Origin of the sequence: Kribbella sandramycini (assembly GCF_013131805.1) — a bacterium.
Classification (GTDB): Bacteria; Actinomycetota; Actinomycetes; order Propionibacteriales; family Kribbellaceae; genus Kribbella; species Kribbella sandramycini.
This window is the reverse complement of the sequence record NZ_JABJRC010000006.1, coordinates 387,046-411,516: the sequence shown is the minus strand read 5'-3', so window position 1 is coordinate 411,516 and position 24,471 is coordinate 387,046. Positions and strand designations below refer to the sequence as shown.

The following is a 24,471-nucleotide window of genomic DNA, read 5'->3' as shown; positions in this document are numbered from 1 at the left end:
GCTTTCTTTCCGGACTACAGCGGCTCGATGGTTTCCAGGGACTCGGGGGTCAGCTGCACCCAGCGGGTGATGCCGATGTCGCGCAGGAACGGCAGGTCGTGACTGGCGATCAGGAGCGCGCCTTGGTACGAGGCCAGCGCGTCCTTCAGCTGGGCGACACTCGACAGGTCCAGGTTGTTGGTGGGCTCGTCGAGCATCAGCAACTGCGGCGGTGGCTCGGCGAACAACAGTGCGGCCAGCGTCGCGCGGAAGCGTTCACCGCCGGACAGCGTGCTGACCAGCTGATCCGCCGCGCGCCCTCGGAAGAGGAACCGGGCCAGCCGGGAGCGGCGGTCCTGGTTCTCGGTGCCGGGGGCAAGGATCGCCAGGTTGTCGGCGACGGAGAGGTCGTCCCGCAGCAGGTCGAGCCGTTGCGGCAGGTACCGGAACGGGACCTCGGGCAACGATCCGCTGGTGATCGCCTGCAGGAGCGTCGTCTTACCGGCGCCGTTCGGCCCGGTGAGCGCGATCCGCTCCGGCCCGCGGATGTCGAGGTCGACGAACGCCCCGGTGCGGAGCTCGTGCTGCTCCAGGCGGAGCACGACCCGGCCGGCCGGTACGGCGGTCTTCGGCAGGTCGACCTTGATCGACTCGTCGTCGTGCACCTTGGCCTCGGCGTCGGCCAGCGCATCCTGCGCCGACTCCAGCCGATCCGAGTGCATACCGACATGTTTGGCCGCGGAGACCTGGGCATTGCGTTTCAGGTTGCCCGCGACGATCTTCGGGATACCGCCCTTCTCGAAGGCCCGCTGCCCCCGCGCCATCCGCTGGTCGGATTTCATCCGCGCCTCGATCAGATCCTTCTTCTGCTTGCGCAGATCGGACTCCGCCGCGCGCACCATCCGCTCAGCCGCCTCCTGCTCGACCGCGACCGCCTCCTCGTACGCCGTCAGGTTGCCGCCGTACCAGCTGATCTCGCCCTTGCGCAGATCACCGATCTGGTCGACCCGATCGAGCAGATCGCGATCGTGGCTGACCACCAGCAACGCACCGCGGAACTGGTCGACGGCGTCGTACAGCTGCTGCCGCGCCCGCAGGTCGAGGTTGTTGGTCGGCTCGTCCAGCAGCAGGACGTCGGGCCGCCGCAACAGCTCGGCCGCGAGCCCGAGCAGGATCGTCTCGCCGCCGGACAGCTCGCCGACGCTGCGATCCAGACCGATCGAGCCCAGGCCGAGTTTGCCGAGCAGGGCTTCGGCGCGCTCCTCGGCGTCCCACTCGTCGCCGACGGCCGCGAAGTTCTCCTCGGCGGCGTCACCGGACTCGATCGCGACGATGGCGCGCCGGATCGCGTCGATCCCGAGCGCCTGGTCGACGCGCAGCGACGTGTCCAGTGTGAGGTCTTGCGGGAGGTAGCCGAGCTCGCCGTTGACGCGGATCGTGCCGCGCTGCGCCTTCAGGCGACCGGCGATCAGCCGGAGCAGCGTGGACTTCCCCGTGCCGTTGCGGCCGACCAGGCCCGAGCGCACCGGCCCGGCGACGAAGCTGAGCCCGTCGAAGACGACGTCGCCGTCCGGCCAGGCGAAAAAGAGGTCGGTACAGGTCAGGGAATGACTCATCAGGTGTACTCCAAGAGGTCTTCGAGGAGACCGCACGATCCCGAGAACCGGGCAGCGGTCAGCGACTGCAGAAGAAAGACCTCAGACGAGCAACCCGCACCCCTGACGTAGGCAATGTGACGTAGCTACTGTACGTCGCGCCCCACACCGCGGCCAATCATTTTCAGGGCGCCTGTCGCAGCCAGGTCTCGACGCCGGCGATATGCGCGGTCATCCAGGCCCGGGCGGCCTCGGCGTCCCCGGCCTCGATCGCATCCAGGATCGCGGTGTGCTCGGCGAGCGTCCGCTCGACGGCGCCGGCCTGGGTGACGCCGCGCCAGATCCGCGCCCGCTGGGTGGCGCCGGAGATGCCGTCGAGCAGCGAGCAGACGACCTGGTTACCGGTCGCCTCGGCGATCCCGCGATGGAAGCGCAGGTCGTTGGCGACCAGATCCTCGACGTCGGCGTCGGCGGCCAGGTCGGCGCAGAGCTCCCGCAGGCCGGCCAGCTGGGCCGGCTGGATCCGCGCCGTCGCGAGCGCGGCGACGCCGGGTTCGAGCAGCCGCCGGACCTCGAAGAACTGCAGCACCGAGTCGTCGCGGTGCAGGTCGACCATGAAGTTCAGCGCGTCCAGCAGATGACCCGAGTCCAGACTCGTCACGTAGGTGCCGTCGCCGTGCCGGACGTCGAGCACGTTCACCAGCGTCAGCGCCTTGACCGCCTCGCGCAGCGAGTTCCGCGACAGGCCGAGCCGGGCGGCCAGATCCGCCTCCTTGGGCAACCGGTCACCGGGCCCGAGCTCCCCGGAGGTGATCATCCCTTTGATCTTGACGATCGCCTCGTCCGTCAGCGCCATTGCGTCAGTATGCCGAACCCGATCGGCCGGCTCTGCGGGGGAAGACCAGTTGCCCGCAACTGGACTGATCCAGAGCGTGAGGTTCGCCACATTTCAATGAACGCGCAACAGTCACCGACGGCGCGGAACCGACTGCATACAGTGGGCATTCCCGCCTGCCGGAGTCACTGCAGGTGACCGGCGGCGAGGCCGGAATCCCACGTGGGCAACGAGTCCCGCAGTTGACCACACGTTCACCCCGGGCGTCCAGAGGGGGCCCGGCAACGAAGTACCTGAAACACCTGCCAGCACGGTGTTCCAGCGTTCGAACGATCGCAACGACGGCTGCCGACCACTTGGCACACTGGTCCGGTGATCCCGGGCTGTGGAAGTCACCGCCGTGCTATTAGCCTTGCCTCGGGAACCAACCCATAACTGCACAGGTCATAACCCGCGGTATCTGACCCGAGATCGGAAGAGGCGAACTGCCCAGTGGCCACCGAGCCATCAGACTCAAATCCCCTTGCAGCCTTCGGTGCGAACGAATGGCTGGTCGACGAGCTGTACGAGAAGTACCTGCAGGACCCGAAATCGGTGGATCCCGCGTGGCTCGACTTCTTCAAGACCTATACGCCTGATGGTGACGCGAAGCCGGTGACGACCACCCCGGCCGACGCTCCGCGGCCCGACGCCGTGTCGGACAACAAGACCCCCGAGGCGCCGAGCCGCGGCTCCGCGCCGACGGCGCCGGCCAGTAACGCGCCCGCGGCCGCCGCCGCGCAGGCGTCCCCGCCGCAGGCCCAGCCGGCCGCGCAGCCCCCGAAGGCCGCCGTCCCGGCCGCCGCCCCGACCGGAGGAACGGTGAACCAGCCGCCGCAGGCCCAGCCGAAGCCGGCGACCGCCGCGCCGAGCGACGAGGACGAGCGCAAGATCCTGCGCGGCGCGCCCGCGCGGACGGCGCAGAACATGGAGACCAGCCTCCAGGTCCCGACCGCGACCAGCGTCCGCCAGGTGCCGGTCAAGCTGCTGATCGACAACCGCATCGTCATCAACAACCACCTCAAGCGCGCCCGCGGCGGCAAGATCTCCTTCACCCACCTGATCGGGTGGGCGCTGGTCAAGGCGCTCAAGACGCTGCCCGAGATGAACGCGTCGTACGACGAGACCGACGGCAAGCCGACGCACGTCCAGCCGGCCCACATCAACCTGGGTCTGGCCATCGACATGGCCAAGCCGGACGGCACCCGGCAGCTGCTGGTGCCGTCGATCAAGGCGACCGAGAACATGGCGTTCGCCGACTTCTGGATGGCCTACGAGGACGTCGTCCGCCGGGCCCGCGACAACAAGCTCGCGCTCCCGGACTTCCAGGGCACCACGATCAGCCTGACCAACCCCGGCACGATCGGCACCCAGCACTCGGTGCCGCGGCTGATGACCGGTCAGGGCGCGATCATCGGCGTCGGCGCGATGGAGTACCCGCCGGAGTACCAGGGCGCGGCCGAGGAGACGATGGCCAAGCTGGCCGTCTCCAAGGTGATGACGCTGACCTCGACGTACGACCACCGGATCATCCAGGGCGCCCAGTCGGGTGAGTTCCTGCGCCGGATCCACCAGCTGCTGCTCGGCCAGGAGGGTTTCTACGACGAGATCTTCCAGAGCCTGCGGATCCCGTACGAGCCGATCCGCTGGGCCACCGACCTGCCGCACAGCCACGAAGAGGACATCAACAAGCAGGCCCGGATCCTCGAGCTGATCCACGCCTTCCGGGTGCGCGGCCACATCATGGCCGACACCGACCCGCTGGAGTACAAGCAGCGCAGCCACCCCGACCTGGACGTCGCCACCCACGGCCTCACCCTGTGGGACCTGGACCGCGAGTTCGCGACCGGGTCGTTCGGCGGCGACCGGCGGTTCATGAAGCTGCGCGAGATCCTCGGCATCCTGCGCGACTCCTACTGCCGCACCACCGGCGTCGAGTACATGCACATCCAGGACCCCGAGCAGCGCAAGTGGCTGCAGGAGCGGATCGAGCGGCCGCACACCAAGCCGCCGCGCGAGGAGCAGCTCCGGATCCTGGCCAAGCTGAACGAGGCCGAGGCGTTCGAGACCTTCCTGCAGACCAAGTACGTCGGCCAGAAGCGCTTCTCGCTGGAGGGCGGCGAGACCACCATCCCGCTGCTCGACGAGCTCTGCGAGGAGGCGGCCGGCGCCGGGCTGGACGAGGTCGTCATCGGCATGGCCCACCGCGGCCGGCTGAACGTGCTGGCGAACATCGTCGGCAAGTCGTACGGCCAGATCTTCCGCGAGTTCGACGGCAACATCGACCCGCGGACCGTCCAGGGCTCCGGTGACGTCAAGTACCACCTGGGCGCCGAGGGCGAGTTCGTCTCCGAGTTCGGCGACAAGATCAAGGTGTCGGTGGCGGCCAACCCGTCGCACCTGGAGACCGTCGACCCGGTCCTCGAGGGCATCGTCCGCGCCAAGCAGGACATCCTGGACCGCGGCGCCGCCTTCCCGGTGCTGCCGATCCTGGTCCACGGCGACGCGGCCTTCGCCGGTCAGGGCGTCGTGGCCGAGACGCTGAACCTGTCCCAGCTGCGCGGTTACCGCACCGGCGGCACCGTGCACGTGATCGTCAACAACCAGGTCGGTTTCACCACCTCCCCGGCGTCCTCGCGGTCGTCGATGTACTGCACCGACGTCGCGCGGATGGTCCAGGCGCCGATCTTCCACGTGAACGGCGACGACCCCGAGGCCTGCGTCCGGGTCGCCGACCTGGCCTTCGAGTACCGCCAGGCGTTCAACAAGGACGTCGTCATCGACCTGGTCTGCTACCGCCGCCGCGGTCACAACGAGGGTGACGACCCGTCGTTCACCCAGCCGCTGATGTACGACCTGATCGAGCAGAAGCGCTCGGTGCGCAAGCTCTACACCGAGGCCCTGATCGGCCGTGGCGACATCACGGTCGAAGAGGCCGAGCAGGCGATGCGGGACTTCCAGCAGCGCCTGGAGCGGGTCTTCACCGAGGTCCGCGAGGCGAAGAGCCAGCCGGACACCCCGGCGCCGTACGTCACCGTCCCGGACTACCCGGACAAGCCGCAGGGCCCGGACGCGACCGCGACCACGCCCGAGGTGCTGAAGAAGATCGCCGACGCGTACACCACGCTGCCCGACGGCTTCACCGTGCACCCGAAGGTGCTGCCGCAGCTGCAGCGCCGGGCGGCCGCCATCACCCAGGGCCCGATCGACTGGGCCTCCGCGGAGATCACGGCCTTCGGCTCGCTGCTGCTGGCCGGTCGCCCGGTCCGGCTCGCCGGGCAGGACAGCCGGCGCGGCACGTTCGTCCAGCGGTTCGCCGCGATCATCGACCGGGTCACCGGTCAGGACTACGTCCCGCTGCAGGCGCTGAGCGAGGAGCAGGCGAACTTCTACGTCTACGACTCGCTGCTCAGCGAGTACGCCGCGCTCGGGTTCGAGTACGGCTACTCGGTGGCACGGCCGGATGCGCTGACGCTCTGGGAGGCGCAGTTCGGCGACTTCGTGAACGGCGCCCAGTCGATCATCGACGAGTACATCTCGGCCGGTGAGGCGAAGTGGGGCCAGAAGTCCGGCGTCGTGCTGCTGCTGCCGCACGGTTACGAGGGCCAGGGCCCGGACCACTCCTCGGCCCGGATCGAGCGCTTCCTGTCGCTCTGCGCGGAGAACGCGATGACCGTCGCGCAGCCGTCGACGCCGGCGTCGTACTTCCACCTGCTGCGCCGGCACACGCTCGGCGAGGAGCACAACCCGATGATCGTCTTCACGCCGAAGCAGCTGCTCCGGCGCAAGGAGGCGGTGTCGCAGCCGGAGGAGCTCACCCACGGCACCTTCCGGCCGGTTCTCGGCGACGCCGAGGCCGAGGCCACCGCGGCCACCGTCGAGCGGGTCATCCTGTCCTCGGGCCGGATCTCGTACGACCTGTTCGCCGAGCGCAAGAAGGCCGAGCCGGACAAGATCAGCACCGCGGTCGTCCGCGTCGAGCAGCTCTACCCGCTGCCCGCCGAGGAGATCGCCGCGGAGCTGGCCAAGTACCCGAACGCGACCGAGATCCGCTGGGTCCAGGACGAGCCCGCCAACCAGGGCCCGTGGCCCTTCATGGCCCTCAACCTGACCGAGCACCTCGGCGGCAAGCCCTTCTACCGGGTCTCCCGCCCGCCGATGTCGGCCACCTCGGTCGGCTCGATGGGCGCGCACACGGCCGAGCAGCAGACGCTGCTGAAGCAGGCGTTCAGCTGACGTGTACTTCACCGACCGAGGGATCGAAGAGCTCGAAGGCCGGCGCGGCGAGGAGGATGTCTCGCTGGCCTGGGTGGCCGAACGCCTCCGCGAGTTCGTCGACCTGAACCCCGAGTTCGAAACTCCGATGGAACGCTTCGCCACCTGGCTCGCCCGCCTCGACGACGAAGACGACTGAGTTCTGTCGGAGCCAGTTGTTAGCTTTGCCGACATGCCCTTCGCCGATCACCCCGTACGCCGGGTTGCCGCGGCGGAGGGCATGTCGCTGTCCGGCGCCTGGCCGCACACGATTCCCGCCGTCCGCCAGCTGCTGACCGACGGTCTCGACCTCGACCCCGGCGTCACCTTCCTGGTCGGCGAGAACGGCGCCGGCAAGTCGACCCTCGTCGAGGCGATCGCGATGGCGTTCGGGATGTCACCCGAGGGCGGCTCCACCGGAGCCCGGGTCAGCACCCGCGAGTCCGAGTCGCCGCTCGCGGGGCAGCTCCAGCTCACCCGCGGCGCGGGCGCACCGCGCTGGGGGTTCTTCCTGCGGGCGGAGACGATGCACGGCTACTACACCTACCTCGAACAGAACCCGGGCGCTTCCCGCGATCCGCGGTTCCACGAGCTCAGCCACGGCGAGAGTTTTCTCGAGGTGCTCCGCAGCCGGTTCAACAGCCCAGGTCTGTACTGCCTCGACGAGCCCGAGTCGGCGCTCTCGTTCTCGAGCAGCCTTGCCCTCGTCGGCGTCCTCGCGGAGCTGGCTACCGGCGGAGCCCAAGTCTTGTGCGCTACGCATTCACCGGTGATTGCCGCCCTGCCTGGGGCGACGATTCTCGAAGTCGGCGAGTGGGGGATTCGGCGTACGGCGTGGGCGGAGCTACAGCTCGTGCAGAACTGGAAGGCGTATCTGGAGACGCCGGAGCGGTACCTGCGGCACGTGCTCTAGTCGGTGTGCGGGGGCCTGGTGCGGCGGGGTGGGTCGGGGGCCAGGGAGCCGTCGGGGGCGATGTGCTCGAAGATCTGGTCGACGAGGTTGAGGACGTGCGGGTCGTCGACGGTGTAGATGTGCCGGCGGCCCTCGCGGCGGGCGGTGATGATGCCGGCCAGGCGGAGTTTGCCGAGGTGCTGGCTGGCGGTGGCGATGCTGACGCCGACGCGGTCGGCGAGCGTGCCGACGTCGTACTCGCCCTGGGCGGCCAGGGAGACCAGGTGCAGCCGGACCGGGGCGGAGAGCATCGCGAAGGTGCCGGCGGCGGAGTCCAGCTGGGCCTTCGTCGGTTCGGGGAACGTCGTCATCGCGCAGTCATTGTGACCGCTGAACGGCCCGCAAGTCGCCACGCCGGGCCGGGGTGATGACAGTCTCATACTTTCGCAATTGCGAAAGTGTCGAAACGATGCGACGCTGGAGCCATGGTCAGAGCACTGCGCCCCGTGCTGATGTTGCTGACGGTCGCCGTCCCGGCGGTCGTCCTGCGGCTGGTCGGCGTCCACCCGCCGGCCCTGGTGTCGATGCTGGTGTTCGGGCTGGCAGTGGTCGCCGCGTCGTTCGTGCTCGCCTGGGCGGCCGAGGCCGCGGAGGTGGACATCTCGGGCGGTCTGGCGATCGCGCTGCTCGCGGTCATCGCCGTCCTGCCGGAGTACGCCGTCGATCTCTACTTCGCGCACACCGCGGGGAGCAACCCCGACTACGTGCAGTACGCCGCCGCCAACATGACCGGCTCGAACCGGCTGCTGCTCGGCCTCGGCTGGTCCAGCGTCGTCCTGATCAGCCTGTACGTCGCCTCCCGGCGCAGCGGCCGCACGGTGCGGGAGCTCGTGCTGGAGTCGGGGTACCGGCGCGAGCTCGGGTTCCTGGCGATCGCCGGGGTGGTCGCGTTCGTGATCCCGGCGACCGGTCAGATCCACCTGATTCTCGGGCTGCTGTTGCTCGCGTTCTTCGGCTACTACCTGTACCGCGCGGCCCTGTCCGGGCATGACGACGAGCCGGAGCTGATCGGGCCGGCCGCCACCATCGGCGGGCTGCCAAAACTGCAGCGCCGGATCACCGTGGTCGGCATGTTCGCCGTCGCGGCCGGGGTCATCCTGGCGGCGGCCGAGCCGTTCGCCGACTCGCTCGTCGACGGCGGGCAGGCGCTCGGGATCGACCAGTTCCTGCTCGTGCAGTGGCTCGCGCCGCTCGCGTCCGAGGCGCCGGAGTTCATCATCGCGTTGCTGTTCGCCTGGCGTGGCAAGGGCGCGGCCGCGCTCGGCCTGCTGATCTCGGCCAAGGTGAACCAGTGGACGCTGCTGATCGGCAGCCTGCCGATCGCCTACGGCCTCGGCGGCGGCCCGGCCGCGCTGCAGCTGGACGGCCGGCAGGTCGAGGAGTTCCTGCTGACCGCGACGCAGACCCTGCTCGGGATCGCCGTCCTGCTCAGCCTGCGCTTCCCGCGGTGGGCCGCGTGGACGCTGCTCGGGCTGTTCGCGATCCAGTTCGCCGTCCCGGGGCAGACCGGGCGGTACGTGCTCTGCGGGATCTACTTCGCGCTCGCCGTGATCGCCGCCGTGCGGAACCGGAAGTACCTGTGGATCACGCTGCAGGCGCCGTTCCGGAAGGTGACCGAGCCCGCGGCCGCGGAGCGCGAGCTCGTCAACGTCTAGCTGGCCTGCTGCTCCTGCTGGGCGGCGGGGACGCGGTTGCGGCGCTCCTGCGGACCGGGGCGGCCGCGGCGGCGTCCGGAGAGGAACTTCTCGCCGGCGGCGGTGCCGGTGAACTTGGTGCGGCGGGCCCAATCGCGGCATTCCTCGAGGACCGGGCACGAGGTCAGGCAGATCGCCTGCGCCTTGCGCTGCTCCCACTGGCTGGCGCTCTCGTCGTACGACGGGGCCTGGCCGATACACGCGGCCCGGCTCATCCAGTTGTCGGCGGGGTCGACGATCACCGTCAAAAGCGGCCTCATGGGCACTCCTGCTCCCTCATCGATCGGGCGGATCGAGTACGCCGGGGGTTTCCCGGCGGTAGGACCAGCGTGCGCCACGCGCGTTGCCCCCGTGCGACGCCCATGTTTCCGGCAGGAAACGTCAGCCGCGGACCAGGCGGATCTCGTGCAGGCCGAAGAAGTCGTCGAACTTACGGACGCCGTCGGCCGCGAACCCGTGCCGTCGATAGAACCTGAGCGCGCGGGCGTTCTCCTCGAAGACCCACAGGCTGGCCGGCTCCTTGCCGACGGCAACCTCCATCAGGCGGTCGGCCAGGCCGCTCCCCCAGCTCGCCCGCCGCACATAGATCGACTGCAGCTCAAGCTCCGTCGGCGCGTCGTCGTCCCGGTTGGGCCCGGCGATCGCGAAGCCGGCGACCCGATCCTGGACGGTCGTCTCGGGGCCGATCGCCAGCCAGCGGGTCTGGCCGTCGTGAAGTGCTTGGCGCCAGCGATCGACGCGTTTGCCGACGTCCGCCGTCCGTTGGGCGAGGAGGTCGGCCGGCGCCAGCCCGGCGTACGCCTCTTGCCAGCACAGCAGATGGCACCAGGCAGCGGCCTCGGCGTCCGCGACGGTGGCTTTGCGGATGTTCACTCAGACGGTGAAAACGATCTTGCCGAAGACGTCGCCCTCGTGCATCTTCGCGAACCCTTCGCGGGCGTCGGCGAGTGGGAGAACGGAGTCGATATGCGGCTCGATCCCCGCGTTGGCCATGAACTGGACGAGCTCGGCCAGCTCCGTCCGGGTGCCCATCGTGGAGCCCTGGACGCGGAGCTGCAGGAAGAAGATCCGGTTCAGCTCGGCGGACGGCGGCGCCTGGCCGCTCGTCGCGCCGGAGATCACCACGGTGCCGCCCTGTTTGAGCGACTTCAGCGAGTGCGACCACGTCGCCTGACCGACCGTCTCCATCACCGCGTCGACCCGCTCGGGCAGCCGCGCGCCGGACTCGAAGGCTTCGTGCGCCCCGATCTCGACCGCCCGCGCCCGCTTCGCCTCGTCGCGGCTGGTCGCCCAGACCCGGATCCCCGCATGCCGGGCGAGCGTGATCAGCGCCGTCGCCACACCCCCGCCGGCGCCCTGTACGAGCACGGTGTCCCCCGGCTTCAGGTCGGACTGCGTGAACAACATCCGGTACGCCGTCAGCCACGCCGTCGGCAGACATGCGGCCTGCTCGAAACTCAGCCCAGCCGGCTTCGGCACCACGTTCCCCGCCGGCACCGCGACCTTCTGCGCCAGCGTCCCCTGATACCGCTCACTCAGCAACGACCGCTTCGGATCGAGTGTCTCGTCGCCCTTCCACCCCGGATCCGACACCACCGCATGCACAACCACCTCGTTGCCATCCGGATCCACCCCCGCCGCATCACACCCCAAGATCATCGGCAGGTTCTGCTCCCTGAGCCCAACCCCCTTCAACGACCACAAGTCATGGTGGTTCAACGCCGAAGCTCGCACCTCCACCACCACCCACCCCTCCCGCGCCTCCGGCTCCGGCCGCTCCCCCACCTCGAGCGCCCCCACCGGGTCGTCCCCATCGAACCGCGCAGCATAAGCAGCAAGCATGCAGTCACCATAAGCCGCCGGCCCGAACCCATCAGTAACCAACTTCACCCACCTCCTCCGCAGGCGGCCGGAAGCTTCCTGCGGGCCGGGCTGGTCAGCGGCCGAGAACTGTGGAAGGGAGGTCTGTGAGCCCTCTTCCTGGGGTGGGTTGGCCCAGGAAGGGCTGGGCGGGGCAGGGGCGGGTTGGGCGGGGGTCAGGGGCGGGTTACGGCTTCTTGGCGGGCGGCTTGGGCTACTGCGGTGGCGACCGCGGGGGCTACTCGGGGGTCGAAGGGGGAGGGGATGATGTAGTCGGGGCGGAGGTCGGTGGGGGTGATGAGGGCGGCCAGGGCTTGGGCGGCGGCGAGTTTCATGCCTTCGGTGATGCGGGTGGCGCCGGCGTCGAAGGCGCCGCGGAAGATGCCGGGAAAGGCCAGGACGTTGTTGATCTGGTTGGGGAAGTCGGAGCGGCCGGTGGCGACGACGGCGGCGTGCCGGTGGGCCAGGTCGGGGTGGACCTCGGGGTTGGGGTTGGCGAGGGCGAAGATCATCGCGCCGGGGGCCATCCGGGCGATGGCTTCTTCGGGCACGGTGCCGCCGGAGACGCCGAGGAAGACGTCGGCGCCGTCGAGGGCGTCGACGAGCCGGCCGGACAGGCCGCCGGTGTTGGTGTCGCGGGCCAGCGAGAGTTTGACCGGGTTCAGGTCCGGGCGGTCCTCGTGCAGAACGCCCTTGGAGTCGACGACGGCCAGGTCGCCGACGCCGGCCTGGAGCAGGATCCGGGCGCAGGCGACCCCGGCGGCCCCGGCGCCGGAGATCACGACGCGGATGTCGGAGATCGACTTACCGGTCACCCGGAGCGCGTTCTGCAGCGCGGCCAGGACGACGACCGCCGTCCCGTGCTGGTCGTCGTGGAAGACCGGGATGTCGAGCCGCTCCTTGAGCCGGCGCTCGATCTCGAAACAGCGCGGGGCGGAGATGTCCTCGAGGTTGATCCCGCCGAACGACGGCGCCATCCGGACGACGGTCTCGACGAACTCGTCGACGTCGGTGCAGTCCAGCGCGATCGGCACCGAGTCGACGCCGCCGAACTCCTTGAACAGCAGCGCCTTACCCTCCATCACCGGCAGCGAGGCCGTCGGCCCGATGTCACCCAGACCGAGCACAGCAGTACCGTCGGTGACGACCGCGACCACATTCGACCGCCAGGTGTAACGGCGGGCGAGCGACGGGTCCGCCGCGATCGCCGTACAGACCCGGGCGACACCCGGCGTGTAGGCCTTGGACAGCTCGGCGGCATCGGTGACGTGCACCGAGGACGTGACCTCGATCTTGCCCCCGACATGCAGATCGAAGACCGGATCACCGGCGTACGCATCGGTGAGAGCAGCAGAAACAGGCTGGGCGACCATGTGAGAACCCCTCGAACAAACGTGTGAGCAGAATGTGAGCGCCTCGACAAAGGTGCGTCGATCGGCAGTGTTTCCAGGGGGTCGCCCGTACTCATCGAGTAAACCACAGCGCCCACTGGTCTGCTGTGAGCGGCCCCACACAGATAACGATCCCGGCCATCTCCGGGCCGGGAACTCCCTGCTGTGCCAGGATGCGGGAATTCAGACCCCTGTCGAGGAGTATTCGCGATGAACATCGTCCGCACCTTCCGTAAGCATCGCCGGACTGTGGCGGTCACCTCCGCCGCCGTCCTCGCGCTCTCGCTGGCCGCCTGCGGCGGCGGCGAGTCGGGTAGCGGGGGCGGGTCCGAGGACAAGGCCAAGGCCGCCGGGATCGACCTGGTGAAGTCCGGTCAGCTGACGATCTGCACGCACCTGCCGTACAAGCCGTTCCAGTACAAGGACGGCACCGACGTGGTCGGGTTCGACGTCGACCTGCTGAAACTGCTGTCCGACGACCTCGGCCTGAAGGTCGACGTGGTCAACATCGAGTGGGCCCAGGTCACCTCCGGCGCCGCCTTCCAGGCGAAGAAGTGCGATATCGGGATGGGCGCGATGACGATCACGCCGGAGCGCCAGGCCGCGCTCAGCATCACCGACCCGTACATGGACGCCACCCAGGTGCTGATGGCCAAGAAGGACTCCGGGATCAAGGGCCTGGCCGACCTGAAGGGCAAGAAGATCGGCGCCCAGGCCGACACCACCGGTAAGAAGTACGCCGATGACAACGCCGCGGCCAACGGCTACACGGTGATCCCGTTCAACGACCTGGCCCTGCAGGTGAACAACGTCAAGTCCGGCCGCGTCGACGCCGGGATCAACGACAACGGCGTCCTGTACGACTTCGTCAAGGACAACCCGGAGATGGCCGTGGTCGCCGAGTTCGACACCGGCGAGCAGTACGGTTTCGCCGCGCTGAAGGACGGCTCCGGCCCGAAGATCGTGGCCAAGTTCAACGAGCTGCTGACCAAGGCGAAGTCCGACGGCAAGTACAACGAGATCTACAAGACCTGGTTCGGGGTTGAGCCGAAGAAGTGAGTACTCCGACCGACACCGTCGTACGGAAGGGGCTGAGCCCGCGTAAGCGGGCCCAGCGCTCCCGCCTGATCCAGTACGCCGTCCTGGTCGTGCTGGTCCTGGTCGCGCTGTTCAGCGCGGACTGGGGCCAGATCGGCTCGGTGTTCTTCAAGCCGGAGTTCATCAAGTCGACGTTCCAGGACGGCGTCCTCCAGGCGCTCGTCAAGACGCTCGAGTACACCGCCGGCGCGTTCGTGATCGGTCTGGCCGGCGGCACGGTGCTGGCGCTGATGCGGTTGTCCAGCGTCGGCCCGTACCGCTGGCTCGCGACCGCCTACATCGAGTTCTTCCGCGGCCTGCCGGCGATCGTCGTCTTCATCGCGTTCAGCCTGCTGCCGCTGGCCTTCGAGGGGATGACCATCCCCTGGGACCCGTACGGCGTGGTCTGGCTCGCGCTCGGTATCGTCGCCGCGGCCTACATGGCCGAGGTGATCCGGGCCGGGATCCAGGCGGTGCCGAAGGGGCAGATCGAGGCGGCCCGCTCGCTGGGCATGCCGCCGGGGCTGGCGCTGCGCAAGATCGTGCTGCCGCAGGCGTTCCGGATCGTGCTGCCGCCGCTGACCAACGACCTGATCCTGCTGGTCAAGGACTCGTCGCTGGTGTTCATGATCGGCGTCGCGGCCGACGCGTACGAGCTGACCGGTTTCGGCCGGGACCTGGCCAACACGTACTCGAACCTGACCCCGATCGTGGTCTGCGGTTTCTGCTACCTGATCATCACCCTGCCGCTGGGCCTCCTGGTCCGCCGGCTCGAGGCCAAGGCTGCGAGGGCCCGCTGAGATGGCACTGGTAGAAATCAAGAACCTGCACAAGTCCTTCGGCGGCAACCACGTCCTGCGCGGGATCGACTTCACCGTCGAGCAGGGCGAGGTGGTCTGCGTGATCGGCCCGTCCGGCTCGGGCAAGTCGACGCTGCTGCGCTGCGTCAACCTGCTCGAGGTGCCGCAGGAAGGACAGGTGTTCGTCCGCGGTGAGGAGATCACCGACCCCGACGTCCACCTGGACGCCGCCCGCGCGGGGATCGGCATGGTGTTCCAGCAGTTCAACCTGTTCCCGCACCTGAACGTGCTGAAGAACTGCACGGTCGCCCAGACGACCGTCCTGCGGCGCAAACCGGAGGAGGCCGACAAGGTCGCCCGCGCGAACCTGGAGCGGGTCGGCCTGAGCGAGAAGGTGGAGGCGTTCCCGGCGCAGCTGTCCGGCGGGCAGCAGCAGCGGGTCGCGATCGCCCGGGCCCTGTCGATGGACCCGGCGCTGATGCTTTTCGACGAGCCCACCTCGGCGCTCGACCCGGAGCTGGTCGGCGACGTCCTGACCGTGATGCGCAAACTCGCGCTGGAGGGGATGACGATGCTCGTCGTCACCCACGAGATGGCGTTCGCCCGCGAGGTCGCCGACCGCGTCGTGTTCATGGACGGCGGCGTCATCGTCGAGCAGGGCCCGCCCGCCGAGGTGATCGGGAACCCCCGCGAGGAGCGGACGAAACTCTTCCTCCGCCGCGTCCTCGACCCGACCCACGTCGAGCCGTCCTGAGGCTGATCCTTCGGAGTGGCTGGCGCCGTGCATCAAATGCGCTGAGAGTGGTAGATGTACGGCGTCAGCCCTACTGAAGGAGACGAAGTGAGCAGCACGGGGAAATCGGCCGAGGTCCGCCTGAGCATTCCGGCCGACGGCGCCTACATCGCCGTCCCACGGTCGGTGGTGGGCAACCTTGCGGCCCGCAACGACTTCACGGTGGACGCGATCGACGATCTGCGGATCGCCGTCGACGAGGCCTGCTCACTGCTGCTCCCGCACGCGACGGACGGCGTCCTGGAGTGCGTCTTCGAGATCGAGCCGCCGCAGCTGACGGTGCGCACGAGCGCCGTCGTACCGGCCGGCTGGACGCCGGACACGACGTCCTTCGGCTGGACCGTGCTGACCGCCCTGGTGGAGACCGCGGGCGTGCAGACGATCGACGGCAAGCTCACCATCACCGTGACGGCCACCGCCACCGCCGCGGAGATCCTGTGAACGAGCGCAGCGAGCGAACCAAAGGCAGAGCACCCATGGTCATGCCGGAGCCGAGCGCCAGCGAGGCGGAGGCGTGACCGACGACGAACTGGGAACGGGCCAGGAGTCCCCTGACCTCCGCACGCGAACAGCTACGTTCTTCGCGGCCATGGAGGCCAACACCGCTGGGACAGCGGGGCACACGGCGGCTCGCGAGGGGCTGGTCGCGCTGCACATGCCGCTCGTCGAGCATCTCGCCCGCCGGTTCCGCAACCGCGGCGAACCGTACGACGATCTGGTCCAGGTGGCCACGATCGGCCTGATCAAGGCGATCGACCGGTTCGACTCCGAGCGTGGGGTGGAGTTCTCGACGTACGCGACCCCGACGATTCTCGGCGAGATCAAACGCTACTTCCGGGACAAGGGCTGGGCGATCCGGGTGCCGCGGCGCCTGCAGGAGCTGCGGTTGTCGCTGACCGCCGCGACCGCGGAGCTGACCCAGGAGCTCGGTCGCGCGCCGACCGTCGCGGAGTTGTCGGTCCGGCTCAGCCTGCCGACCGATCTGGTGATCGAGGGCCTGGAGTCGGCGAACGCGTACAACACCTTGTCCCTGGACGCGCCCGATCAGAACGAGTCCGACGCGACGACGGTGCTGGACGGGCTGGGCGGCGAGGACGAGGCGCTGGAGAGCGTCGAGTACCGCGAATCGCTGAAACCCCTGCTGGCGCAGCTGGACACCCGCGAGAAGCGGATCCTGACCCTGCGCTTCTTCCGGGGGATGACGCAGTCCCAGATCGCCGAGGAGATCGGCATCTCGCAGATGCATGTCTCCCGGCTGCTGGCCCGCACGCTGACCGAGCTGCGCGCGGGCCTGCTGAAGGAATAGAACCCCGTTGCCTACAAGACCGGGTGGTCCTTTTCGGGGTTGTCGGCAAGGGCCTCCCGGGACTCCTTGCGGAGGATCGCGAACAGGACGCCGGCCGCGGTCAGCGCGAGCGCCGCGGCGACGCCCTTCGTCCCGCCGCCCCAGAAGCTGTAGGCGATCAGCAGCTGGATGAGCTGGGCGAACACGGCCGGCCCGCGGCTCCAGGTCGCGGCCCGGGACAGCCCGCGGGCGACCACGCCGAGGCCGGCGCCGTAGAGCACGAAGAAGATCGTCGTGGTCGCGCCGAGCAACAGGCGCGAGCTCTGAATCGTAAATGCTTCGGCAATTCCGAGAACGACGAGCACCAGGCCTTCCGCTGCGACCACCGCCGCGGCTAACTTGAGCGCTCTCGGTACTACGGCAGCTGGGGAGTCGGTCGGCACTCCGCCAGCCTAGTGGTTGTGTGCCGAGGTTTCGGGTGCGTGAACCCCAGCCCTACAGGGATTCGAGGTTGTGCGTAACCAAAGCGTTGTTCCATCGGTTACTTGCAGTGAACGGGTGATTGCGAACCAGCGCTCCTGTCCGGTTAACGGACGGGCTGTGCCGTCACGCACCGGTTCGTAGTGTTAAGGAAGTGTTGTGATCTGATCGACAACTCCAGAACCCTTGTTTCACACGCCTGAGATTGGGAACATGGAGTCGTTCGTGAAAGCGTTCACAACTAGCCACGAACATCGAGACCCTCGCAGGACGGACCCCTTCCGTCGCGAGAAGTACGACGAGTACAGCATCCGCTGATCGGGCACAGACCACCTGACAGCGTACTTCCACTACTGAGAGAGATGGGATTCGCCATGGATTGGCGCCACCGGGCCATTTGCCTCGATGAGGACCCGGAACTGTTCTTCCCCATCGGCAACACCGGGCCCGCGATCATGCAGATCGAGGAGGCCAAGCAGGTGTGCCGCCGGTGTGACGTGCGTGAGCAGTGCCTTGCGTGGGCACTGGAAGCCGGCCAGGACCACGGTGTCTGGGGTGGCCTGAGCGAGGACGAGCGACGTGCGCTGAAGCGCCGTAACGCCCGCCAGCGCATCCGCACCGCCTGAGCAAAAGAACTTGTCGAGGCCCCGCGGGTTCCGCGGGGCCTTTGCTATTCCGCGACGCCGAAATCCAGCGTGACCTGGGTTCCGGACTTTCCGTCCGGTCGCGGGCCGAACTCCAGCGTCCCGTCCAGCTCCCCCAGCACCAGGGTGCGGACGATCGACAGCCCCAGATTTCCGGACAGCTCGGAATCGAAATTCGCCGGTAATCCCTGACCGTCGTCGACGACGGTGACGCGTAATCTGCCGACCGCCCGCTCTCCGGACAGCTCGATCACGCCACTCGACGCACCGCCGTCCCGGGTTCCGAACGCGTGCTCCACCGAGTTCTGCATGAGTTCGGTCAGCACCATCGCCAGCGGCGTCGCCTGATCCGAGTCCAGGACGCCGAAACTCCCGCTGCGCCGGATCTCCACCGCGGTCGCCACCGTCGACACGTCGGCCACCATCGCGGCGACCCGATCGGCGACGTCGTCGAAGTCGACGTGCTCGTCGAACGACTCCGACAGCGTCTCGTGGACGATCGCGATCGAGCCGACCCGGCGGACCGCCTCGGCCAGCGCCTCCTGGGCTTCCGGCACGGTGATCCGCCGGCCCTGCATCCGCAGTAACGCGGCGACGGTCTGCAAGTTGTTCTTGACGCGATGATGAATCTCCCGAATGGTCGCCTCTTTGGTGACCAGCTCGCGCTCCCGGCTGCGCAGCTCCGTGACGTCGCGGAGCAGGATCAGCGCGCCCACGTGCTGCCCGTCGGCGCGCAGCGGGATCGCCCGCAGGAACAGCGTCGCATCGGCGTTCTCGATCTCGATCTCCTGCGCCGCGCGTCCGGTCAGCACGGTCGCGAGGACGTCGTCCACCTTGGCGCCGGTGTGCAGCAGCTCGGCGGTGACGTCCTTCAGCCGGCTGCCGACCAGGTCGGTGACCAGGCCCATCCGCCGGTACGCCGACAACGCGTTCGGGCTCGCGAACGTCACCATGGCGTGCCGATCGACGCGGATACAGCCGTCCCCGACCCGGGGCGACGTCGAGAGCAGCCGCTCGCCGCCGTACGGGAAGATGCCGTCGGTGATCATCCGGGCCAGGTCGGTGGCGCTCTGCAGGTAGGCGATCTCCAGCCGGGACGGCGTCCGGACGCCGAGCAGGTTGGTGTTGCGGGCGATCACGGCGATCACCCGGGAGCCCCGGCGGACGGGGATCGTCTCCACCCGGACGGGGACATCGTCGCGCCACTCCGGATCGCCCTCGCGGCAGATCCGGCCGCCGTCGTAGGCCTGGTCGAGCAGATGCCGGCGGCCGCGCGGGATGAAGCTCCCGACGATGTCGTCGAGGTACGCCGTCGGCCCGGTGGTCGGCCGCATCTGGGCGCCGGCCCAGAAGCCGAGGCCCTCGGTGTCGGGCAGCCAGAGGACCAGATCGGCGAAGGACAGGTCGGCCAGCATCTGCCAGTCCGAGACGAGCAGCTGCAGCCGATCCAGGTCGGCCTGGTCCAGTGTCGTGTGGTTCTTGGCCACATCACTCAAAGACGGCACAAAGCTGATGCTAGCGAGCTCGACATTTGGGTGTAGACAGGTGTTTGATCTGAGACGGGCGGAAGGATGGAATTGGTGGAGTCGACGTACTGGCAGGACGTGATGGCCGCGGACTACGCGGTACCCCACGATCGTGCGCTGACGGACCTCACCGAAGAGCTGGTCCGCGGTCTCGCGTCGACCAACCCGCAGGTCCGCGACGCACTGGCCTATCCCACTTTGGCCACCTGGCTCGAACGCGGCATCTACGACGACCTGCTGCCCGGCTTCGGCGACGGCCTCTGTGCGGGCCTTTCGTACGGCCTGGGTGAAGACGGTACCGACAGCGTCTTCCGGCGCTCCTTCACCGCACTGACGCTCGCTGAGGTCATCCACCGCGACAATGCCGAGTTCCTCGTCCACGACGAGGTGGTGATGCGCTGGGGCGACCGCCTGGCCACCTGGCTGCTCCGCGAGCGCGATCTGCGCGGCTACGTGCCCGACTGCGGCTGGGCCCATGCGGTGGCGCACGGCGCGGATGCGATCGGCGCGCTGGCCCGCTCGCGGCACTGCGACATCGGAGTGCTGCGCGCGCTGCTCGACGTCCTCGCCGACCGGATCGTCAAGGAGACGCAGTACCGCTGGGTGCACGAAGAGCACGACCGCGTCGCCCACGCCGTCATGACGATCCTGCACCGGAACATGCTGACCAGCGACGAGCTGGAGCGCTGGCTGAAGCCGATCGCCGCCACCGCCGCCCAGCAGCCGCTCATGCACGACACCTTGCCCGAGTGGCCGACGCCGTCCGTCTTCAACGCCCGCGGCGTCCTGCACGTCCTGCTGAGCCAGCTGGCGATCGGTGTGAAGGGCTTCCCCATCCCCGGCGACGACGAGCTCTTCGGTCGGCCGATCGAAGCGCGCGCAGATCTGCTGCTGATGCTGACCGAGGCTGTGCAGGGCTCTCAGCCCTACATCTACCGCCCGGCCGCTAATCCGTCCTAGCCCACTCGACGAGGCGCTCCCCCAGCTCTCGCACCAGTTCTCGGAGCTCGGCCGGCTCCTCGACGACGAACGGCAGGTCGAGGCCGGCGAGGGTTGCGGGCACCCAGTCCAGTCGCTCGGCCCGCAGCTTCATGCGTACTTCCGTGCCGTTCTGAGTGAGTACTGCGAGGCCGGGAGGCAGTCTGCGGTTGACCTCTTCGACAGTGCCTTGTACGCGGACCGAGACCACATGTGCCCATGGCGTGCTGGCCAACGACTCCAGCACGGTGCCGGCCGGATCGAGCTCGCTCCGCTCGGTGGTTGCTGCTAGCAACTTGGCTGCGGCGATCCGGTCCAGCCGGAAGGTTCGGTCGGCGGTGGCGACGTACCAGCGCTCGCCGTGGCCGACAACGCCGTACGGCGCGATTGCGCGCGTGCTGTGCTGCCCGTGCCGGTCGGTGTAGGTGATTTCGACCAGTCGATGCTCCCGGGCGGCTTCAGCGATCGTGAGCAGGACTCCGGTGTCGGCCGGCGCGGCTGCGCGCTGAGGCGCGGTGAACGACGACGTACTGAGCAAGGCGTCGAGGCGGTCGCCTGATCGGGCGGGGAGCACTCGGCGCAGTTTGGCGAGGGCGCTGTCGGCGGACAGGGCCTGGGGCCCGGCGTGCAGTGCGAGAGCGACTGCGACGGCCTCCTCGTCGGTGAGCATCAGCGGCGGCATCCGATACCCCGGTGCGAGCTGATAGCCGCCGTACCGGCCGCGAACCGAGCGGACCGGGATGCCGAGGTCGGCCAGGTGCTCGGCGTACCGCCGTGCCGTCCGTTCGTCGACGCCGAGCCGCTCCGCCAGGTCGGCAACGCGCCGGACGCCGCCGGATTGCAGTAACTCCAGCAATGCCAGCACCCGTGCGGTCGGCCGCGTCACATTCTCGAGAATACCGGGCGGATCCTGCCCGGTATCGGTCCTACGCTCGGGCCATGACGACTTTCGCCTCCACCCGCATCGTGACCGACGACGTCGACCGGCTGACCGCCTTCTACGAACACGTCACCGGCCTCACCGCAAGCCGCCCCACGCCGCTGTTCGCCGAGTTCCACACGGCCGCCGGCACGCTGGCGATCTCCAGCAGTCAACTGACCGACCGGTTGTACGGCGCGGACGTCGTCCGGCCGGCCGCGAACCGGACGGCGTTCCTCGAGTTCCAGGTCGCGGACGCCGATGCCGAGTTCGATCGCCTGACCGGGCTGGAGTTCGTTCAGGAGCCGACCACGATGCCGTGGGGCAATCGTTCGGTGCTGCTCCGCGACCCGGACGGCAACCTGGTCAACCTGTTCACGACCCCTTAGGGACGGCGATGCGGACGACGACGGCCAGGTGGTCGGTGCCCTCGACCTCGTAGGCCGCGAAGCTGCCGGGGACGATCGGCCGGGTTGCCAGCACGTGGTCGATCTGGGTGCGCAGCAGGGGCGGCTGGTCGGTGGGCCAGGTGCCGACGAAGCCGCGGCCTACCTCCGGCGCGACGCTCTGGCAGTTGGATGCCATCGCCCAGCGGAAGTCGGAGTGGTCGAGGGTGGCATTGAAGTCGCCTGCGATCACGGTGGGCGGGTCTGCGGCACACCAGCGGCGCAACTGTTGCAGGTCGTGTTTCCAGGCCGGTACGGCGTCCGGTAGCGGCGGGAAGCCGTGGTAGGCGATCAGCCGGACCTCGCCCAGACTGCCGCCGGTCACGAGCAGGTGGCCGAACTCGGTCGGTAGGTCGCGTTTGACCTGGACCGCGCCGAGTGTCGACGAAACGAGGACGCTGGTGGCGCTCTCGACGGCGCTGGTCGGCTGGTCGGTGTAACCGGCGTACTGGAGGCCCTGGAGCTGGGCGCGGATCTCCTCCCGGACGTCGACCTGTGCCTCGGGCAACGACACCAGGTCTGGTTTGCGCTGCCGGATCAGCTCTGCGACCGCACCGGCGTTCGCACCGCCGCCCAGCACGTTGGCGACCATGATGGTCAGCTCACGGGTGTCCGACAGGGGTGGCTGCGGGTCGTTGGTCAGCCGGGGCAGTGTGAGCCCGGCGCCGGTCAGAACGAGCAGCACGACCAGACCGGCCGCGATGCGCCAGCCCTTGCGGATCAGCATCAGCAGCGCGAGCGCGAAGACCAGCACGAGCCCCTGTGGCCGGAAGGCGACCAACTGGGTGAACGGCGGCAGCTCGTCCAGCCCGAACAGCTCCGGATAGAGCGGAACGGCAACTAACACCAGGAAGAGCACCGACAGCACGATCCGCCGGACGAACCATGCCTTTTCGTTATCCACGCTGCACCTTGAAGGTCTAGTCGCTTGTCCGGACGAAACGGTAGCGTGCTCGGTTGCGCCCACACCGTCCCGAGGAGGTCCGCAGTGTCCCGATTGTCCGCGGTCAAACCCGCGTACTGGATCGCCGGTGTACTACTGGCGGCCACAGTCATCGCTCCACTCATTGTCTCGACCTACGCCAAGGCCGAGCCCCGGCTGTGGGGATTCCCGTTCTTCTACTGGTACCAGCTGCTGTGGGTCGTGCTGTCCGTGTTCACGGTCGGTATCGCCTACAAGCTGGTGATGGGCGAGGAGCGCAAACGACGGGCGGCGCAGGGTCTGGGTGACCCGGACAAGCCGGCGAAGGAGGCCGACCGGTGAACCACACAGTCGACTGGGTGCAGTTGTCCGTCGTCGTGGTGATCTTCGCCGCGGTGACGGTGATGGGCTTCATGGCCGCCCGCTGGCGCTCCACGGGCGACCTGGACAACCTGGACGAGTGGGGCCTGGGCGGCCGGGGCTTCGGCACCTTCATCACCTGGTTCCTGCTCGGCGGCGACCTCTACACGGCGTACACGTTCATCGCCGTACCGGCCGCGATGTACGCCACCGGCGCCGTCACCGGCTTCTTCGCGGTGCCGTACACGATCGTCGTCTACCCGCTGATCTTCGTCTTCATGGCGCGGCTCTGGTCGGTCTCGCACCGGCACGGCTACGTCACCCCGGCCGACTTCGTCCGCGGCCGCTACGGCAGCCGCTGGCTGTCCCTCGCGGTGGCGCTGACCGGCATCCTGGCCACCATGCCGTACATCGCGCTGCAGCTGGTCGGTATGCAGGCGGTCTTCGAGACGATGGGTCTCGGCGGCGACAACCTGCTCGCCAAGGACCTCCCGCTGCTGATCGCGTTCGCGGTGCTGGCGGCGTACACCTACTCCTCCGGCCTGCGCGCGCCGGCGATGATCGCGTTCGTCAAGGACGGCCTGATCTACCTGGTGATCGCCGTCGCGATCCTCTACCTGCCGAGTGCGCTCGGCGGCTGGGACGCGATCTTCGGGGCCGCGGAGCAGAAGCTGACCACCGAGAACCCGGCCACCGGTAAGCCGGTCGGCTCGTTCATCCCGGGCGCGACGGGGTACTCGGCGTACTGGACGCTGGCGCTCGGCTCCGCGCTCGCGCTGTTCATGTATCCGCACTCGGTGACCGCGGTGCTGTCGACCAAGACCCGCAACGTCGTCCGGCGGAACGCGGCGATCCTGCCGGCGTACTCGCTGCTGCTGGGGCTGCTCGCGCTGCTCGGCTTCATGGCGATCAAGGCGAACGTCGACATCAAGGGTCTCGACGGGCTGCCGAACCCGCAGCTGGCGATCCCGCGGCTGTTCGACCAGGAGTTCCCGTCCTGGTTCGCGGGGATCGCGTTCGCGGCGATCGCGGTCGGCGCGCTGGTGCCGGCCGCCATCATGTCGATCGCGGCGGCGAACCTGTTCACCCGCAACATCTACAAGGAGTTCCTGAAGAAGGACGCCTCGCCGGCCCAGGAGGCCAAGGTCTCCAAGCTGTCGTCGCTGCTGGTGAAGTTCGGGGCGCTGGTCTTCGTCCTCGGGATGGACAAGACGATCTCGCTCAACCTGCAACTGCTGGGCGGGATCTGGATCCTGCAGACCTTCCCGGCGATCGTGGTCGGCCTGTTCACCCGCTGGTTCCACAAGTGGGCGCTGCTGGCCGGCTGGGCGATCGCGATGATCTACGGCACGATCGAGGCCTACAACGTGGTCAACCCGGCCACCGGTAAGCACTTCGGCGGATCGGTGGCGAACATCCCGTTCACCGACACGACGGCGTACATCGGCCTGATCGCGTTCGCGCTGAACCTGGTGATCGTGATCGTGCTGACGCTGATCCTGCGGGCGCTGAAGGTTGCCGACGGCGACGACACCACCCACGCGTCGGACTACACGGCCGACCGGGGCGACCCCGGCGTCCACGACCTGCCCGACCTGCTCGACGAGGGCGGCGCCGCACCGGCGAAGTCCTAGCGGTGCAC

General features: G+C 68.6%; 25 protein-coding genes. 14 read left to right on the top strand and 11 right to left on the bottom strand.

From position 1 onward, the window contains the following. Positions 1-14 precede the first annotated feature (14 nt). Complete coding sequence (locus tag HPO96_RS25095; protein WP_272954676.1) at positions 15-1,595, bottom strand: ABC-F family ATP-binding cassette domain-containing protein; 1,581 nt, start codon at positions 1,593-1,595, stop codon at positions 15-17. Positions 1,596-1,758: 163 nt separating this feature from the next. Continuing rightward, positions 1,759-2,430, bottom strand: coding sequence for a FadR/GntR family transcriptional regulator (locus HPO96_RS25090; RefSeq protein ID WP_171676629.1), 672 nt, complete (start codon positions 2,428-2,430; stop codon positions 1,759-1,761). Between the two features lie 471 nt (positions 2,431-2,901). Here HPO96_RS25090 and HPO96_RS25085 point away from each other — a divergent pair, with 471 nt between their 5' ends. The 3 genes from HPO96_RS25085 to HPO96_RS25075 are packed head-to-tail and all read left to right on the top strand — an operon-like array spanning position 2,902 to position 7,615. After that, positions 2,902-6,684, top strand: coding sequence for a multifunctional oxoglutarate decarboxylase/oxoglutarate dehydrogenase thiamine pyrophosphate-binding subunit/dihydrolipoyllysine-residue succinyltransferase subunit (locus HPO96_RS25085; protein ID WP_171676627.1), 3,783 nt, complete (start codon positions 2,902-2,904; stop codon positions 6,682-6,684). 1 nt (position 6,685) lies between these two features. Then, positions 6,686-6,862 carry a DUF6104 family protein gene (locus HPO96_RS25080; protein WP_171676625.1) on the top strand — a complete coding sequence of 59 codons (177 nt, stop codon included), beginning with the start codon at positions 6,686-6,688 and terminating at the stop codon, positions 6,860-6,862. 33 nt (positions 6,863-6,895) lie between these two features. After that, positions 6,896-7,615, top strand: coding sequence for an AAA family ATPase (locus HPO96_RS25075; protein ID WP_171676623.1), 720 nt, complete (start codon positions 6,896-6,898; stop codon positions 7,613-7,615). Here HPO96_RS25075 and HPO96_RS25070 read toward each other — a convergent pair. Continuing rightward, positions 7,612-7,965: an ArsR/SmtB family transcription factor gene (locus HPO96_RS25070; protein ID WP_171676621.1), complete on the bottom strand. Its 354-nt coding sequence runs from the start codon at positions 7,963-7,965 to the stop codon at positions 7,612-7,614. The two genes, HPO96_RS25075 and HPO96_RS25070, sit on opposite strands and share 4 nt — an antisense overlap. Positions 7,966-8,079: 114 nt before the next feature. On the opposite strand from HPO96_RS25070, the gene HPO96_RS25065 reads away from it, so the two are divergent. Beyond that, positions 8,080-9,309: a sodium:proton exchanger gene (locus tag HPO96_RS25065; protein WP_171676619.1), complete on the top strand. Its 1,230-nt coding sequence runs from the start codon at positions 8,080-8,082 to the stop codon at positions 9,307-9,309. Here HPO96_RS25065 and HPO96_RS25060 read toward each other — a convergent pair. The 4 genes from HPO96_RS25060 to HPO96_RS25045 all read right to left on the bottom strand — a co-directional run bounded on the left by HPO96_RS25060 (position 9,306) and on the right by HPO96_RS25045 (position 12,581). After that, positions 9,306-9,608 (bottom strand): WhiB family transcriptional regulator, encoded by a 303-nt coding sequence (locus HPO96_RS25060; RefSeq protein ID WP_171676617.1) that lies wholly within the window; start codon positions 9,606-9,608, stop codon positions 9,306-9,308. The genes HPO96_RS25065 and HPO96_RS25060 overlap by 4 nt on opposite strands. Before the next feature lie 121 nt (positions 9,609-9,729). Further along, positions 9,730-10,221, bottom strand: coding sequence for a GNAT family N-acetyltransferase (locus HPO96_RS38505; RefSeq protein WP_171676615.1), 492 nt, complete (start codon positions 10,219-10,221; stop codon positions 9,730-9,732). Continuing rightward, positions 10,222-11,190, bottom strand: a complete 969-nt coding sequence (locus tag HPO96_RS25050) for a zinc-binding dehydrogenase (protein ID WP_171676613.1) — start codon at positions 11,188-11,190, stop codon at positions 10,222-10,224. It lies immediately after the preceding gene. Positions 11,191-11,384: 194 nt separating this feature from the next. Further along, positions 11,385-12,581: an NAD(P)-dependent malic enzyme gene (locus tag HPO96_RS25045; RefSeq protein WP_171676611.1), complete on the bottom strand. Its 1,197-nt coding sequence runs from the start codon at positions 12,579-12,581 to the stop codon at positions 11,385-11,387. A gap of 228 nt (positions 12,582-12,809) precedes the next feature. On the opposite strand from HPO96_RS25045, the gene HPO96_RS25040 reads away from it, so the two are divergent. The 5 genes from HPO96_RS25040 to HPO96_RS25020 all read left to right on the top strand — a co-directional run bounded on the left by HPO96_RS25040 (position 12,810) and on the right by HPO96_RS25020 (position 16,575). After that, positions 12,810-13,658 (top strand): transporter substrate-binding domain-containing protein, encoded by an 849-nt coding sequence (locus HPO96_RS25040; RefSeq protein WP_171676609.1) that lies wholly within the window; start codon positions 12,810-12,812, stop codon positions 13,656-13,658. Beyond that, positions 13,655-14,476 (top strand): ABC transporter permease subunit, encoded by an 822-nt coding sequence (locus HPO96_RS25035; RefSeq protein ID WP_171676607.1) that lies wholly within the window; start codon positions 13,655-13,657, stop codon positions 14,474-14,476. The genes HPO96_RS25040 and HPO96_RS25035 overlap by 4 nt, the downstream gene beginning before the upstream one ends. 1 nt (position 14,477) lies before the next feature. Then, entirely contained in the window at positions 14,478-15,230 is a 753-nt protein-coding gene (locus HPO96_RS25030; RefSeq protein WP_272954675.1) for an amino acid ABC transporter ATP-binding protein, read from the top strand. An 87-nt stretch (positions 15,231-15,317) separates the two neighbouring features. Further along, positions 15,318-15,710 carry an ATP-binding protein gene (locus HPO96_RS25025; RefSeq protein WP_171676605.1) on the top strand — a complete coding sequence of 131 codons (393 nt, stop codon included), beginning with the start codon at positions 15,318-15,320 and terminating at the stop codon, positions 15,708-15,710. A gap of 73 nt (positions 15,711-15,783) precedes the next feature. Beyond that, positions 15,784-16,575, top strand: coding sequence for a SigB/SigF/SigG family RNA polymerase sigma factor (locus HPO96_RS25020; protein ID WP_171676603.1), 792 nt, complete (start codon positions 15,784-15,786; stop codon positions 16,573-16,575). 11 nt (positions 16,576-16,586) lie between these two features. Here the strand turns inward: HPO96_RS25020 and HPO96_RS25015 are convergent, their stop codons facing one another. Further along, positions 16,587-16,997: a hypothetical protein gene (locus HPO96_RS25015; protein ID WP_171676601.1), complete on the bottom strand. Its 411-nt coding sequence runs from the start codon at positions 16,995-16,997 to the stop codon at positions 16,587-16,589. A gap of 411 nt (positions 16,998-17,408) precedes the next feature. Between HPO96_RS25015 and HPO96_RS25010 the strand changes: the two genes are divergently transcribed. Beyond that, positions 17,409-17,660: a WhiB family transcriptional regulator gene (locus HPO96_RS25010; RefSeq protein WP_132169366.1), complete on the top strand. Its 252-nt coding sequence runs from the start codon at positions 17,409-17,411 to the stop codon at positions 17,658-17,660. Positions 17,661-17,704: 44 nt separating this feature from the next. Here the strand turns inward: HPO96_RS25010 and HPO96_RS25005 are convergent, their stop codons facing one another. Then, a complete protein-coding gene (locus HPO96_RS25005) occupies positions 17,705-19,183 on the bottom strand; it encodes a histidine kinase N-terminal domain-containing protein (protein WP_171676599.1) in 1,479 nt (492 codons plus the stop codon). Between the two features lie 75 nt (positions 19,184-19,258). Here HPO96_RS25005 and HPO96_RS25000 point away from each other — a divergent pair, with 75 nt between their 5' ends. Next, positions 19,259-20,164, top strand: coding sequence for a DUF2785 domain-containing protein (locus tag HPO96_RS25000; protein WP_171676597.1), 906 nt, complete (start codon positions 19,259-19,261; stop codon positions 20,162-20,164). Here HPO96_RS25000 and HPO96_RS24995 read toward each other — a convergent pair. Continuing rightward, on the bottom strand, positions 20,151-21,068 hold the full coding sequence (locus HPO96_RS24995; RefSeq protein WP_171676595.1) for a WYL domain-containing protein: 918 nt from the start codon (positions 21,066-21,068) through the stop codon (positions 20,151-20,153). The genes HPO96_RS25000 and HPO96_RS24995 overlap by 14 nt on opposite strands. A 53-nt stretch (positions 21,069-21,121) precedes the next feature. On the opposite strand from HPO96_RS24995, the gene HPO96_RS24990 reads away from it, so the two are divergent. Further along, positions 21,122-21,490 carry a VOC family protein gene (locus tag HPO96_RS24990; protein ID WP_171676593.1) on the top strand — a complete coding sequence of 123 codons (369 nt, stop codon included), beginning with the start codon at positions 21,122-21,124 and terminating at the stop codon, positions 21,488-21,490. Here the strand turns inward: HPO96_RS24990 and HPO96_RS24985 are convergent. Then, positions 21,477-22,451, bottom strand: a complete 975-nt coding sequence (locus HPO96_RS24985) for an endonuclease/exonuclease/phosphatase family protein (RefSeq protein WP_337796794.1) — start codon at positions 22,449-22,451, stop codon at positions 21,477-21,479. The genes HPO96_RS24990 and HPO96_RS24985 overlap by 14 nt on opposite strands. An 84-nt stretch (positions 22,452-22,535) precedes the next feature. Between HPO96_RS24985 and HPO96_RS24980 the strand changes: the two genes are divergently transcribed. Further along, the gene (locus tag HPO96_RS24980; RefSeq protein ID WP_171676591.1) at positions 22,536-22,811 is read left to right on the top strand and encodes a DUF3311 domain-containing protein; all 276 of its coding nucleotides are present in this window, start codon (positions 22,536-22,538) and stop codon (positions 22,809-22,811) included. After that, on the top strand, positions 22,808-24,463 hold the full coding sequence (mctP, locus tag HPO96_RS24975) for a monocarboxylate uptake permease MctP (protein ID WP_425551753.1): 1,656 nt from the start codon (positions 22,808-22,810) through the stop codon (positions 24,461-24,463). The genes HPO96_RS24980 and mctP overlap by 4 nt, the downstream gene beginning before the upstream one ends. Positions 24,464-24,471: the final 8 nt, after the last annotated feature.